Source organism: Janthinobacterium sp. HH106 (assembly GCF_001758725.1).
Lineage (GTDB): Bacteria > Pseudomonadota > Gammaproteobacteria > Burkholderiales > Burkholderiaceae_D > Janthinobacterium.
Genome location: NZ_LRIC01000073.1, coordinates 131,687 through 144,878, shown reverse-complemented (window position 1 = coordinate 144,878; position 13,192 = coordinate 131,687). Strand labels below are relative to the sequence as shown.

The window sequence follows — 13,192 nt, the reverse complement described above, 5'->3', positions numbered from 1 at the left end:
TGGCGCTAAGATGGCGTATTCCTCTACTTTTGCGGAGCACCCATGCATCAGTTTTTCGCCACCGTGGCCTGGCAGCGCGACGGCCAGGATTTCGCCGGCCAGCGCTACAGCCGCGGCCATGAATGGCAGTTCGACGGCGGCCTGACGGTACCCGCCTCGTCGTCGCCCCTGTCCGTGCCGCTGCCCATGTCGGTGGTGGAAAACATCGACCCGGAAGAGGCGCTGGTGGCCGCCACGTCGAGCTGCCACATGCTGTTCTTCCTGTCGCTGGCGGCCCAGCGCGGCGTCGTCATCGACGATTACCGCGACGATGCCGTCGGCGAACTGGACAAGAATGCACAAGGCCGCCTGGCCATGACGCGCATCGTGCTGCGTCCGCGCATCGCCTTCGCGGGAACGCCGCCCTCGCCCGAGGCCTTGGCCGCCCTGCACCACGATGCGCACGAGCGCTGCTACATCGCCAATTCGCTGACGGCCGACGTCGTCGTGCAAGGAGCCTAGTAAATGTACACGCCCGCCACCTTCCGCGAAGAGCGCCTCGACGTGCTGCATGGTCTGATCGACAGTCACCCGCTGGGCGCGCTCGTGCGCCACGGTGCCGATGGCTTGTGCGCCGACCATCTGCCGTTCGAGATCGCCGCGCCCACGCTTGATGCGCCATTCGGCATCCTGCGCGCCCACGTGGCGCGCGCCAACCCGCTCTGGCGCGCCGCCGGCGGGAGCGACGACGCACTGGTGATCTTCCAGGGGCCGCACGCCTACATCACGCCCGCCTGGTATGCGGAAAAGCAGCGCAGCGGCAAGGAGGTGCCCACCTTTAACTATGCGGTGGTGCACGCGCATGGCCCCCTGCGCGCCATCGACGACGCGGCGTGGCTGCTGGGACTGGTGGAGCGGCTGACGGCGCGCCACGAGGCGGATCAAGCCGCGCCGTGGCAGGTAAGCGACGCGCCGGCCGGCTATATCGACAAGCTATTGAAAGCCATCGTCGGCATCGAGATTCCCCTCACGCGCCTGGAAGGAAAATGGAAGCTGGGCCAGAACCGCAGCATGCAGGACCAGGCCAGCATGGCGCACGGCCTGGCGCTCGATCATCACCCCGGCCCGGCGCAGGCGCTGGGCGCGCTGATCGCCGCCAACGTCACGCCAGCCAGCTGACGGCCGCCGAAAACGTCAAAAACGACAGCGCCGTCGACACTAAAATGATGCGGGCGATGCGCGCCGTGTTCGCGCCGAAGCGTTCCGACAGCAGCGCGACGTTGCTGGCGCTGGGCAGGCAGGCCACCAGCACCATGCAGGTCAGCGCGAACGGATCGAGCGGCGCGCCCAGCGCGATGGCCGCGTTGCCGATGCCCCACACCAGCAGAGGATGCAGCAGCAGTTTTTTCAGCGCCACGGGCACATATTCTCCCAGCGGCGCCGGGTCGCTCGTGCTCATCTGCGAACGGGCCAGCACGGCGCCGATGGTAAACAGGGCAACGGGAGAGGCGGCATCGGCCAGCAGGCCCACCGTCTGCGTCAAAGGCTTGGGCAAGGCCAGTTCCAGCCACGACGACAGGGCACCGAGCACGATCGCCCACGGCATCGGGTTGCCCGCCATGCCCTTCAAGGCGTTGACGACGGCGGCGCGGCTGCCGTGCGCGCCGCCGCTGCCGATGCGCGACAGGGCGATGCACAGCGAGCTGGTAATGAGCATGTCGACGACGATGGTGACGATGACGGGGCCCGAGGAACGGGGTCCGAGCAAGGTCAATAGCAAGGGCACGCCCATGAAGCCCGTGTTCGGGAAGGCCGCCACCAGCGCGCCGAAGGCAGCATTGTTCCAGTCGATGCGGTGGCTCAGGGTCATGGCCGTGGTGACACCCACCATGATCAGGGCGCACAGCAGATAGACGCAGAACACGCTGGCGTCGAGCAGTTGCGCGACGGGCGTGGCGGCGCCGAAGCGGTACAGCATGCACGGCAGCGCGAAGTACAGGACAAAACTGTTCAAGCCGCCGATGGCGGCCAGCGGCAGCAGCGTGCGCCGCACGGCCAGATAGCCGCACAGCACCAGGGCGAAGAAGGGAAAGGTGATGGCAAGGATGGTCAGCATGAAACGCCATTGTAGCGCGCCGCACTGGCCGGCCGCCTGGCGCAAAAAAAGGCCGCTCGCGCGGCCCAAGGAGGTTTCGGAGAAAACGCCGGTGGCAGGCTATGGCTTGAGCTGGGCGCGGATCTCGCCGGCCGGGTAGGCCGCGCTGTGCACGTTCACATACAGGTTGCCGGCCTGGTAGCTCGCATACTGGGGCGGCGTCAGCATGGTGTTCGGCGGCACGGCAAACATGCCTTCGGCGGTTTTCACCAGCGGCACGATGACGGGGCCGTTGACGCCCGCCGGCGCTTCATGGATATGCGCGACGGTGGCCGCCATGCCCGTGTAGCGCACGCCCCCGCTGACGCTGCGGTCGTGCGCGACGCGGATATTGCTGCTGCCGGTGGCCGTGCTGGTATTGGCCGGCACTTCCTGCGCGCCCGTCAGGGTGACGTCATGGCCGCCCGGGTGATGCGGGCCATGGGAACAGGCGCCCAGCAGGGCGGCCAGCGCCAGCACAGTGGCGGCGCGGCGTAGGTGTTGCGGCAATGTGGTCATCGCAGTACTCCTTCAACGGACATCGGATCACGGATGGCGCCATGCCCGCACAGCCGGGTCTGCGCCGCACTTGAGTTGCATGGTGCGACAGTAACGCCATGCCGTGCAGTCCGTCTTGCTTTGCGACAAACTTGGCGCGCGCCCGCCACCCGGCCTCAGACCAGATGCCCTTCCGCCACCCAGCCGCGATTGGCTGCTGGCGCCTTCGGCTTGGGCGCGATGCCGCTGCTTTTTTCCGCATCGAGGATGATGTTGCGCATGCTGTCGCTGGCGGCAGGCCCTGGCGCGAACGCGTAATACTCATCATTGATGGGCAAGCCCGTCGTGGCGTCGACCAGCACCGGATCGGCGGCCAGGCCCGTGTCGCGGCTGGCGATGACGAGACTGGCGCCTTCGGGCGCGAAGTTTTCATTGCCCCAGGCGATAAACGCCAGCAAGACGGGCTTGAAGGCGCGCCCGGACTTGGTCAGCACATAGTCGTAGCGGGGCGGCTTGGCGCAATACAGGCGGCGCGTCATCAAGCCCCCTTCCACCAGGTCGGCCAGGCGGCGCGTCAGGATGGTGGGCGCGATCTTGAGGCTTTTTTCAAATTCGTCAAAGCGCGTCTTGCCATAAAACGCTTCACGCAGGATGAGGATGCTCCACCATTCGCCGACCTTGCCCAGGCTGCGCGCAATGGGGCAAGGCAAATTATTAAAGTTGGTATGTTTCATGACCGTCTCCTCACGTTGATCCAACACAACAATTAAAAAAAAATCCTACGGTTGCCACACGGAAACTTACTTACTATCGCTTTGCAAGCCGTCTCCCGCCCCGTGGAGGGCTTGAAAATACGCGAAAAATCACACTTTTCTTGCTCCAGTACAATCATGCTTAGTCCAGCTTCTCCCGTCCCGGTGTGCGAAACGGCGTCAGAGAATGTTGTTTCCCGTCCGTTTTTCACCTGATACGCTTACGATGACTTCTTTGAAATTTGCCTCCCTGCCAATGTTGCTCGCCCTCTCCCTCTGCCAGACCACCGCCGCCGCCACCGTTTCCTCCGCATCGTTCCAGGCCACCTTCGTCGTCCACGAAGCGTGCACCGTCGTCTCGCAGCGCGGTAGCACCCAGGTGCGCTGCCAGCACAACACGCCCTATCTGCTGCAACAGCAGGCGACGCCATCGGACACCGGCCTCATCACCGTCACGTTCTAAAAATAGATCGTTGCCGTCACCGTGTCCTTGTAGTCGCCGGGGCGCGGCGACACCTGCGCCGGCACGCGGCCGTAAATCGTCAGCGGCACGCTGGCGCCCGTGCCCGTGCCTGTCACCATGCTGGTGCCTGACGTGCCATCGCCCCAGAGCGGGCCATCGAGCGTCGACGACAGCAGGTAGCTGACCTTGTCCGTCGTTACAATGTTTTTCATTTGCCGGTTCGCCACGTTGGCCGCCACGCTGCCGCCGTTCAGGGCAATCTGGTAGGCATTGTTGTTCACGCAGCGCACGGACAAGGTACTGGTGCTGCGCAAGTTGCCCGTCAGGATGGAAGCGTTCGCGAATGCCATCGGACTGGCCGCGATGGTGCAGTCGTTGACGGCCGTGGCATTGACCGCGAAACCGAAGCTGCCGCTGCTGGCCGTGCAGCCAAACAGGTTGACGAGGCCATACGTGGTGTAGGTGTAGGTGCCCTGGCCGGCAAAGCTCGACGTGTACACCGTATTGGCATTGGCGGCCGTGGGCACGGCGGCCAGGGCCGTGCCAGCGGGTATCCTGGCATACACGGTAAAGGTGGTGGAATACGTGCCGGGCGGGGCCAGCAAGCCGGCCGACAAAATGATACCGAAGGTCGACGGCGCGCCCGCCACGCCGGCGCCGCCCCAGATCTTCGCCGTGGCATACGAATTGTCCACGTACACGTTGTACTCCATGCGGTTGCTGCCATTGCCCAGCTTGCGCGGCAGGGCCGAGGTGGAATTCGTGCCCAGCCCCAGCGAGATGCACACTTGTGCGTTGGGCGTGAGCAACTGCCCCAGGTTCAGCGACGAAAACAGGCAGCTGAAGGTGCCCGTTGCCTGCGCCACGTAATCGCTGCCGGAAATCGGGCTGACGGCGCCGAAATCGATATTCGTCATGCTCACCGTGCAGGTATCGGCCGCCTGCGCCGCGCCGCCCCAGGCGCATCCCAGCAGCAGGGTCAGACATGGCAGCAGGCGGCGCATCAGCGGCCTCCCCCGGCGCCGGCGGCAGCGCAGCGCAGCGGTCCGATCACGGGCAAGCCGCCCGCGGCAGGACGCACATAGGCAAAACCTACCGTGCACGCGCTGTCGCCCTCGCCGACTTGCAGCTGATTCTGCTCGAGCAGATCGTCGACGAACACCATGCCGTCAAATCCCATGACCGTCTGCTTGCCGCTTTGCACATGCAGCACGGGCAAGCCCGTGGCCAGCGGCTTGCCGTCGGCGCCTTGCACGATGACGGTGGCGGCGCTGTAGCGTTCGACGGGAAAGGCGGCCAGCACGCCCGCCAGCTGTTGCGGCACGACATTCATATTGGTCACGGGCACGCGCGCGTCAACGTCGAGCTCATCCGTGGCGATGCTGATCTGGTTATTGCCATAAGGATTCAAATTCGGTACCAGCAGATAGCCGCCCCTGTCGGTCACGCCGATCTGGCGGTTTTCATGCAGCACGGGAATATTGCCCACACCGCCAGTGGACACCAGCGCAAAACCGCGGCCCACCTGGCGCGCCGCCTCGACATGCCCATCCATCAGCACCAGCGCGCCGGCCGCGCCCAGCGAGGAGGCATTGCCCATGCCGCCGCTTTGCGTGCGCACATCCACGCGGCCGTTATTGCCCAGGTATTCCACTTGCGCTTGCCGATAGGCATTGCGGCCCACCGTGCCAGCCTGCAAGTTCCAGCCGGCACCGCCGCCAAAGTCCGCCGCGCGCTGCGCGCTGACGCTGCGGCCGCTCTCGCCGTTTTGCCGGCTGCCGCTCGTGCTGATGGCCAGATTGTTGTCGAAGGCCATGCTCAAGCCGACATAAAAGCCCCGCTTCTCGCGTTGCCGCAAATCCTGGAACAGGCTGGCATTCAGGAACAGGCCGTGAAACAGGGTCGCCGAATAGCCCAAGGTGGCCAGCTTCGATGACGGTGCGCCGGGCGTGCGGTAGCCGATATAACTGCTGCTGATACTGCTTCCCGCCGGCAAAGGCAGGCTCACGGTGACGCGGTCCGCCGCGCGCACCACGGGGCTGCCATCACGCGAAGCGAGGTCGCCAAACCCGGCGCTGGCGTGCACGCTGTACGCATCGACGCTGAAGCTTGGCCCCACATATTGGTACCCGGCGCCCAGCTGCGCACCACGGCTGCGGCCGGCGCTGGCCGACAGCGAGCCGCTGAGCACGCCCGCCTGGCCCAGCCGCACCAGCGCGCCCGCCCCCGCCTGGTACAGGCCGGCAGCCAGTTCCGCATGGCCTTCGATGGTGAAGCTGTCGCTGACGCCATGGCGGCCGGAAGCGCTGGCAAGCAGTTGCCGCTCGTAGCCGAACAGGCGGCGGCCATAGTCGCGCCGCACGGCGCCCGCCTCGACCGAGTAATCGCTCAAGCCGCTGGCCAGCATGCGCGTGTCGACATACAGGGGCAGCACGGTCGTCACGCTGCGCCCCAGTGCATCGCGCGTGATGAGGGTGGCTTGTCCCGCGCCATTGATGCCGGCCACCTGGTTCAGCACAAACGGACCGCTGGGCACGCTGGCAGCATATTGCTGCACGCCATTCACATACAGGCTCAGCGACGAAGGCACGAGCGCCGTGCCATCGACGGAGGCGACGGGAAAGGTCAGCAGGTCCGGGCGCAGCTGGAAGTTCTTGCGCCACTGCACGCCGCCCACGCGCACGGCGCGGCTCCAGCTGAGCGATGAGGAGATCAGGTCGCCCACTTGCCACGTTTGCAGGGTCTCGGGGTCGGCATGGCTCCAGAAGGTGTCAAAGCGCATGTACTTGCGCTGGTCTCCCCCCAGGTTCACGGTACCCGTATGGCTGAACACGCCGCTGTCATTGAAATAGCGCAAGTCGTTGAAGATGGCCGCGCGCCGTGTCCGGCCCAGTTCCGCATAGGCTTCGTAATCGAGCACGGCGCCGGGCGTGACGCGCGACGGCGGCGTCTGCGGCGCCAGGCGCGCATCGATGCGGTACGGCGCGCGCAAGTCGTCCGTCACCTGCAGCGATACGCTCTGGCGCGCCGCATCATATTCATAGCTGAGTCCCGGAACCGCATCGAGCGCCACCTCGGTCTGACCGGGCGCGACCACGCGCGCCGGGTCCAGCCCCAGCTGCTGCAAGTTCGCCACACTGCTGCGCAAGGTTTTGCCCACCTGGGTAAAACGCAAGATCAGCCCGGTTGAAACAGCATTCACACTTACCTCCAGATACAGTTCATTCGGCGCCGCCGGATCGGTGGGCAAGCTGGCCGGCCCCGGATCGGCGCCCGTCACGGCTGCCGCGCCATCGGCCCTGGCCAGCGGCGCCATGACCAGCAACAGCAACGCTGCCAGCGCGCGTTTCATGCTTCACGCCGGTCGCGCCCGCCATGGCGGCCATGTTCAAGGTGTCGAATTCTTGGCAATGAGCGCCTTCGCATTCACATTGACCGCAATACTCAACGGCCCATCCAGTTCGGCCTCCCTGGCGACGGGCAGGCGCCATACGCGCATGCGTTCGGCCAGGACATAACCAAACAGCCCCTTGCTGACGGCAAACTCCTTGCCCGCCTGGTTCGTCAACGTCATCGCCCCGATCTGCGCATGGACATTGCCGCTGTTCTTGATACGCAACATCCACTCGCCCCGCTCGCGGAAGACTTGCCAGTCGAGCACTTCCTTGCCCGGCGCAGCGGCCGGCAGCACGAAAACGGGCACAGAATAGCGCAGGCGGATATCGACGCCGCTGCGACCCGCATCATCCTCGCGGCTGATTTCATCGATGAGCACGCGATACGTCTTTTCCTGCGCGACAGGGCCAGCCTGGGCACGCACGAGGCGGATGGTCTGCCGGCTGTTGGCGGCGATTTCGACGATCGGCGGACTGGCCACCAGCTCCTGCGTCGGCGCCAGCACTTCTTCGCCATCGCGCTGGTCCCAGGCGAACACCCGCACCTGCCCGTAGATGGCTTGGTCGCCGAGATTTTGCAAGTTGATACCCGCGGCATTCTGAGCGGCGCGCAAATTGAGTGTCACCGGCGAAATCTGCAAATTGGCGCCGTTCGCGCCGGCGGCGCAGCAGGCCAGCAGCGCCAGTACGCTTTTCAGCAGCGAAATCGAACCGGCGTTCACGCAGCGCCTGGCTTAAAAGTACACGGTGGCCGTGATGGTCGACTTGTAGGTATCAGGCGCCGGCGTCGCCTGCGGCGGAATGTTGCCGTACACCGTGAGCGGCTGCGACGCGCCGTTGCCGGTGCCGCCGACGGTATTCGTGCCCTGCGTATCGCCCCACAAGGTGCTGCCGGCCGTCTGGAACAGGTTGAATTGCACCGTCCCCAGGTTGCCGCCCGTGCCGCTCAGATAGCGCGTGGTGCCGCTTGAGCCCGTGCCCGTACCCGCCGTCAAGCCCACGTTGTACGGCGTGGTATTGGTGCAGGTGACATTCACGGTCGTATTGACGTTCACGGCAGTAGCCAGTACGCCCTGACTTTGGCCAAAGTCGAGATTGGCAGCCGCAATGGTGCAGTTGGCGATGATTTTCAGGGTCACGTCAAAGGTCGTGGTATTGCTGCCGTTCAAATACACAGCGGCATCGGCGTAGCCAGGCAGGAGGGCCGTCGCAGCAAGGACGACACTGGCGGCAGCGGTCAAGCGGGGTGAAATAACTCGCAACATGATACCTCCTGATGACGGAACATCATTAATGCGCCCATCGGCATGAAGGGCTCGAGGATAGTCACGGTATTGCCGGCGTTTTCTGGGGCACGCAAACCAGGACGACAACATACTTGCGCCGAGAGTCAGAAAGCGAGGGACTCCGGCATTGTTTGCAGCATTGGCAAAACAGATTTTTTGGCAATCGACATTGCTTAAAATCAATGCATGAGTGAATTATTGGCGATATAGGAAATCCGCGCTTCTTCTCGCGGAGAAACATCTTTTGAAATACGAGAAAAGCAGAAAAAAAAGAAAAAGCGAGGCATAATAAGCCACAACTTGCTATTTGGTTAAGTCATCCATGCCATGCCATTGACCAGCGAAACCATCAGAAAAAACATCTTGATCGTGGACGATTCCGCGTTCGAGCAGCGCATGCTGATGGAGCTGCTCAGCGAGCAGCCCTACCGCTTCAGCATTGCCTTCAATGGCTACCAGGGCTACCAGCTGGCATTGGCCACGCATCCCGACCTGATCCTGCTCGACGTGCGCATGCCCGAGATGGATGGCTACACGGCGTGCCGTTTGCTCAAGGCCAATCCCGACACGGAACAGATTCCCGTGATCTTTCTCAGCGGCGCCGACGCCGCCAAGGAGCGCGTCATGGGCTTGCAGGTGGGCGGCGTCGATTACATTGCAAAGCCGTTCCTGCCGGAAGAACTGGCCGCGCGCATCCATATCCACCTGGGATTGATGCGTAAAAGCAACAGCACATTACCCGCGGCGACCCCGGTCGGCGACCGGCAGCAACATCCGGACCTCGTGTTCGTCAATGCCGTCAAACAACTCATCCTCGACAACCTGGGCAGCCTGCCCAACCTGTCCGAAATCGCCCGCAGCGTGGGCACCTACCGCGAAAAGCTGACCCTGATGTTCCGCGAGCAGACGGGCATGACAGTCTTCGCCTTCATCCGCGAAGCGCGCATCGCGCGCGGCGTGGAACTGCTGCAGCAGACGGAAATCGACGTGCAGGATGTCGCCCTCCTGATCGGCTTTCACAACGCGGGCAACTTCGCCACGGCCTTCCGCGAACGCATGGGCGTCACACCCAGCGCCTACCGCCAGCGCCTGCATGAACAGGCGGGGCAGCGGCAGGTGTCGAACGGGCACTGAGGGGCACGCATGCCCCCCGCACCCTAGAACTTATAGTTCAGCTTGAGCGACGCGAAGCGCCCGCGCGGATCGGCTTGCGTATAGTCGAAGCCCGAGGCCGAGTAATCCCACGGCGCGCGCTTGTTGGCCAGGTTCTGCACGATGAAGGTGACGTTCGCCGCCGGCGTGACTTGCCAGCTGGTGGTCACGTCGAACGTGCTGAAGGCAGCCACCGATTCATCGAGATGCGTATTTTGCGCATAGCTGCCCACGTAATTCCAGGTCAGCGTGGACGACCATTTGCCCTGCTCCCAGGTGGCCGAGGTGACGCCGCGCCATTTCGGGATGGAGCCGAAATAATTGGTGCCGGCGCCATCGGTGAGCGGCGCGCCGTCCGACAGCGGTTCGGCAAAGCGCAGCACGCGGCTCAGCTGGCCGGCCAGGGTCAGCTTGCCCCAGTCCTTGTCGACGAAGCGCTGGCGCAGGTCCAGGTCGATGCCGGACACTTCGCGCTGGCCCTGGTTGCGGTACTGGCGGTACAGGGTCGTGATGCGGCCATCGGCGTCGCGCGTGATCTTTTGCGGCGCCGATGCTTCATTGGCGAGCGTGGTGGTGGCGCTTTCCGTGCCGATCACGCCATCCTGCCTGATGCGGTAGTAATCGAGGCCGATGCTCGAACTGCTGGTGGGCGAGACCACCACGCCCAGGTTCAGGTTATTCGAGCGCTCCGGGCGCAGCGCCGTATTGGCGATGGTGATGGCCGTCACGCCGCGCGTCTGCGTGGGCGTGACGGGGTCCTTCGGATCGAGCACGCTGACATAGCTGACGGCCGTGCTTTGCGTGATTTCCGGCAGCGACGGAGCGCGGAAGCCGCGCGACACGGTGCCGCGCACCAGCAGCCACGGCGCCGCCTGGTAGCGCGCGCTGGCCTTCGGCGAAAACGCATTGCCGAAATCGCTGTAATGGTCGGCGCGGCCCGCCAGGTTGACGGACAGGTCTTTCACCACCGGGACGTTCAATTCGGCAAACAGGGCCGACACGCTGCGCGAACCGTTGATGATGTTGATGGCCGGGCGCAGCTCGGTGCCCGACAAGACGGCCGTCGAGGTTTGCGAATCCATCTTTTCGCGGCGCCACTGCGCGCCGGCGGCAAAGCCCAGCGGGCCGGCCGGCAACTGCCACAGGTCTTTCGCGGCCGAGAAATCGACGGTGTCGAGGGTCGATTCGGCCGGACGCAGGGTCGACAGACGCAGGCGGTTGCGCACCGCTTCGCTGTTTTGTGCCTGATCAAAGAAGTTATAGCTGCCATCGGCCAGCACCTGCTGGAATGCGTAGCGGTTGACGAAGTTCTGCACGGTTTCCTCCAGCTTGCTGCTCGAGTGGCCGACGGCCGCATCCCAGTCCCAGCCCGCCAAAGTGCCCTTGACGCCCGCCAGCGCGCGGTAGAACGTGACCTTGTCCTGTTTCAGGCGCGGCCCCAGGTCGAACAGGGTGGCCGTGAACGGCAGGGGCGTCGTACCCGGATTGTTCGGATGGCCCACGGGCAGCACGACGGGAATCGTGTCGAGCGCCTGGGTAGCGTTGTTCCACACGCGCGTGGCGTTGTTCACCGTCAATGGCGCGCTGAAGGTCTGGTCGGCGCGCGAGTAACTGTGCAGCAGGTCGACATACGCTTCCGTATCCGCATTCAGCTTCAGGGTGCCGCGCGCGGCCGTGTGCACGCGCTGGATGCCGGGAATCAGGGTTTTATATGGCGACGGGTTATACGCCAGCACTTGTCCCGTCTTGCCGGGTGTGATGTCGCCATAATTAACCAGCTGCAATGGTCCGCGCACGCCGCCCAGGGTCTTCGTCGGGTCCGTGCCCGCATAGTTGGTGATGGCCCAGCCCAGGCTGCCCCGCTGCTGGTTGCGGAAGTCCGCATCGCGCATCCACGCCACATCGCTTTGCTGCAGCTTGTCGCGCTGCTGCGCATCGACCGAGAAGACCAGGCTGTAGCCATCTTCCTCGAGCTTGCCGAAACCCGTCTGCAGCGCCGCGCTCTTTTCATGCTGGCCCGTGCCTTCGGTCGAGCCGCCCCACTGCGCCGTGATGTCCGTGCCTGTGAATTCCTTGTACAGGATGATATTGACCACGCCGGCCACGGCATCGGAACCGTAGACGGACGAGGCGCCATCCTTGAGCACCTCGATGCGCTGCACGGCCGCCATCGGCAGGCTGTTCAGGTCGACAAAGGTTTCCTGCAGGTTTTGCGCCGTCGCATAACTGGCCACGCGCTTGCCATTGACCAGGATCAAGGTATTTTTCTGGCCGATGCCGCGCAGCGACAGGCCCGAGGTGCCGGCCGAGAAACTGCCCGTATATTGTTCGTTGTAGCTGTTGCCGCTGTTGGCGGAGATGGCCCGCAGCACATCCGACACGCTGGTCTTGCCGCTGGCTTTCAATTCCTTGGCCGTGATGACCTGCACGGCGCTGGCACCCTCTTTTTCGCTGACGCGGATATTCGATCCGGTCACGTTGACGCGCAACATGTCGTCCTCGGCATGGGCGATGGTGGAGACAGCGGGAAAGGCGGCGGCGATGGCAAGACTGATGGCGAGTGGTTTGAACATGGTTTCCTCTTATTGGGATTGCAGCCTTTTTCCGATAAAAAGGCCGAGCAGGGGCACGCGGACCGGATGGGCCAGCGGGCAAACGACAACGAAACGGATGGGAATGACTTAGGGGATGCGTGGCCGGGCACGCACCGGCATCCACTGCGCCATGCATTGCATGGTCAGCTGGTGCCGGACGGCATAAAAACAGGGAGAAGGACTAATGCGCAACATAAAAGACACCGGTAAGCGGGGAAAGGCCACTATATCCCGGCGTCTTTATGGCGTGAACGAATTAAAAATTGATTGTATATACGATTTGAATCTAAGGACTTGGTCTTTGGCAATATCAGGCGTCGGCCATCGCCTGCGGCGCGGCCGCCGCGCGGCGCGCCTGCACGCTCCACCAGTACCAGGAAATGACGGCATTGACCCAGTAGGCCGCGTACAGCACGGCCGTCAGGTGCAGGCCGCGGCTGTAGTAGAGCGGCACGGCCACGGTGTTGACCAGCAGCCAGAAGGCCCACGTTTCGATGCGCCGGCTCATCAGCAAAAATTGCGCGATGATGCTGAACACCAGCACGGCCGAATCGATGAAGGGCGCGTAGGCATTCGTGAAGCGGTGCAGCAGCATGCCGTAGATCGCCACGGAGGCGATACCGGCCGGCACCACCCAGGCCAGAATGCGCCGGCCCGTGCGCGTGATCGGCAAGGGCTTGCCGCCGGCGCCGCGCCGCCATTGCAGCCAGCCGATGACGCAGGTGACGATGAAAAACAGCTGCAGCATCACGTCGGCGTACAGGTTGACCTGGAAAAACAGTACGGCGAACAGCACGCAGCCGACCATGCCGATCCACCAGGAATGGATATTATTGCGTCCAGCCAGGATGATGGAGGCAGTCATCAAAACATTGGCGGCGATCTCGAGCGGGGGAGTCAAGCGGATTTCCTTTGCGGGGCAGTGGTGGCACCGCGCCA

13 protein-coding genes are annotated in these 13,192 nt (G+C 63.9%); 4 read left to right on the top strand and 9 right to left on the bottom strand.

Going from position 1 to position 13,192, the window contains the following annotated elements:
- Positions 1-42 precede the first annotated feature (42 nt).
- Positions 43-501: an OsmC family protein gene (locus JAB8_RS27400; protein ID WP_070292385.1), complete on the top strand. Its 459-nt coding sequence runs from the start codon at positions 43-45 to the stop codon at positions 499-501.
- 3 nt (positions 502-504) lie between these two features.
- Positions 505-1,158, top strand: coding sequence for an FMN-binding negative transcriptional regulator (locus JAB8_RS27395; RefSeq protein ID WP_070292384.1), 654 nt, complete (start codon positions 505-507; stop codon positions 1,156-1,158).
- On the opposite strand, the gene JAB8_RS27390 is transcribed toward JAB8_RS27395, so the two are convergent.
- The 3 genes from JAB8_RS27390 to JAB8_RS27380 all read right to left on the bottom strand — a co-directional run bounded on the left by JAB8_RS27390 (position 1,142) and on the right by JAB8_RS27380 (position 3,345).
- Complete coding sequence (locus JAB8_RS27390) at positions 1,142-2,095, bottom strand: AEC family transporter (protein WP_070221714.1); 954 nt, start codon at positions 2,093-2,095, stop codon at positions 1,142-1,144. The two genes, JAB8_RS27395 and JAB8_RS27390, sit on opposite strands and share 17 nt — an antisense overlap.
- 99 nt (positions 2,096-2,194) lie before the next feature.
- On the bottom strand, positions 2,195-2,632 hold the full coding sequence (locus tag JAB8_RS27385; protein WP_070221605.1) for a CHRD domain-containing protein: 438 nt from the start codon (positions 2,630-2,632) through the stop codon (positions 2,195-2,197).
- 155 nt (positions 2,633-2,787) lie between these two features.
- Positions 2,788-3,345 carry a helix-turn-helix domain-containing protein gene (locus JAB8_RS27380; RefSeq protein ID WP_070221606.1) on the bottom strand — a complete coding sequence of 186 codons (558 nt, stop codon included), beginning with the start codon at positions 3,343-3,345 and terminating at the stop codon, positions 2,788-2,790.
- A 244-nt stretch (positions 3,346-3,589) separates the two neighbouring features.
- Between JAB8_RS27380 and JAB8_RS27375 the strand changes: the two genes are divergently transcribed.
- Entirely contained in the window at positions 3,590-3,826 is a 237-nt protein-coding gene (locus tag JAB8_RS27375) for a hypothetical protein (protein ID WP_139143201.1), read from the top strand.
- On the opposite strand, the gene JAB8_RS27370 is transcribed toward JAB8_RS27375, so the two are convergent.
- Genes JAB8_RS27370 through JAB8_RS27355 form a run of 4 tightly spaced genes read right to left on the bottom strand, consistent with a single transcriptional unit; the run spans position 3,823 to position 8,486 of the window.
- Positions 3,823-4,830: a spore coat U domain-containing protein gene (locus JAB8_RS27370; protein WP_070292382.1), complete on the bottom strand. Its 1,008-nt coding sequence runs from the start codon at positions 4,828-4,830 to the stop codon at positions 3,823-3,825. The genes JAB8_RS27375 and JAB8_RS27370 overlap by 4 nt on opposite strands.
- Positions 4,830-7,178 (bottom strand): fimbria/pilus outer membrane usher protein, encoded by a 2,349-nt coding sequence (locus JAB8_RS27365; RefSeq protein ID WP_070292381.1) that lies wholly within the window; start codon positions 7,176-7,178, stop codon positions 4,830-4,832. Before JAB8_RS27365 ends, JAB8_RS27370 begins: the two co-directional genes overlap by 1 nt.
- Before the next feature lie 36 nt (positions 7,179-7,214).
- Positions 7,215-7,943, bottom strand: coding sequence for a fimbria/pilus periplasmic chaperone (locus JAB8_RS27360; RefSeq protein WP_230492231.1), 729 nt, complete (start codon positions 7,941-7,943; stop codon positions 7,215-7,217).
- Between the two features lie 12 nt (positions 7,944-7,955).
- Positions 7,956-8,486 (bottom strand): spore coat protein U domain-containing protein, encoded by a 531-nt coding sequence (locus JAB8_RS27355; RefSeq protein WP_070221609.1) that lies wholly within the window; start codon positions 8,484-8,486, stop codon positions 7,956-7,958.
- Between the two features lie 348 nt (positions 8,487-8,834).
- On the opposite strand from JAB8_RS27355, the gene JAB8_RS27350 reads away from it, so the two are divergent.
- Positions 8,835-9,641 (top strand): response regulator, encoded by an 807-nt coding sequence (locus JAB8_RS27350; protein WP_070292380.1) that lies wholly within the window; start codon positions 8,835-8,837, stop codon positions 9,639-9,641.
- A 23-nt stretch (positions 9,642-9,664) separates the two neighbouring features.
- On the opposite strand, the gene JAB8_RS27345 is transcribed toward JAB8_RS27350, so the two are convergent.
- Together JAB8_RS27345 and pnuC are read right to left on the bottom strand one after the other, a co-directional pair.
- Positions 9,665-12,232 (bottom strand): TonB-dependent receptor, encoded by a 2,568-nt coding sequence (locus JAB8_RS27345; RefSeq protein WP_070292379.1) that lies wholly within the window; start codon positions 12,230-12,232, stop codon positions 9,665-9,667.
- A gap of 331 nt (positions 12,233-12,563) precedes the next feature.
- Positions 12,564-13,154, bottom strand: a complete 591-nt coding sequence (pnuC, locus tag JAB8_RS27340; RefSeq protein ID WP_083287966.1) for a nicotinamide riboside transporter PnuC — start codon at positions 13,152-13,154, stop codon at positions 12,564-12,566.
- Positions 13,155-13,192: the final 38 nt, after the last annotated feature.

Bases quoted from the DNA above. Each gene is read 5' to 3' on its own strand.
- JAB8_RS27400 (WP_070292385.1), top strand. From the start codon at position 43: ATGCATCAGTTTTTCGCCACCGTGGCCTGGCAGCGCGACGGCCAGGAT.
- JAB8_RS27395 (WP_070292384.1), top strand. From the start codon at position 505: ATGTACACGCCCGCCACCTTCCGCGAAGAGCGCCTCGACGTGCTGCAT.
- JAB8_RS27390 (WP_070221714.1), bottom strand. From the start codon at position 2,095: ATGCTGACCATCCTTGCCATCACCTTTCCCTTCTTCGCCCTGGTGCTG.
- JAB8_RS27385 (WP_070221605.1), bottom strand. From the start codon at position 2,632: ATGACCACATTGCCGCAACACCTACGCCGCGCCGCCACTGTGCTGGCG.
- JAB8_RS27380 (WP_070221606.1), bottom strand. From the start codon at position 3,345: ATGAAACATACCAACTTTAATAATTTGCCTTGCCCCATTGCGCGCAGC.
- JAB8_RS27375 (WP_139143201.1), top strand. From the start codon at position 3,590: ATGACTTCTTTGAAATTTGCCTCCCTGCCAATGTTGCTCGCCCTCTCC.
- JAB8_RS27370 (WP_070292382.1), bottom strand. From the start codon at position 4,830: ATGCGCCGCCTGCTGCCATGTCTGACCCTGCTGCTGGGATGCGCCTGG.
- JAB8_RS27365 (WP_070292381.1), bottom strand. From the start codon at position 7,178: ATGAAACGCGCGCTGGCAGCGTTGCTGTTGCTGGTCATGGCGCCGCTG.
- JAB8_RS27355 (WP_070221609.1), bottom strand. From the start codon at position 8,486: ATGTTGCGAGTTATTTCACCCCGCTTGACCGCTGCCGCCAGTGTCGTC.
- JAB8_RS27350 (WP_070292380.1), top strand. From the start codon at position 8,835: ATGCCATTGACCAGCGAAACCATCAGAAAAAACATCTTGATCGTGGAC.
- JAB8_RS27345 (WP_070292379.1), bottom strand. From the start codon at position 12,232: ATGTTCAAACCACTCGCCATCAGTCTTGCCATCGCCGCCGCCTTTCCC.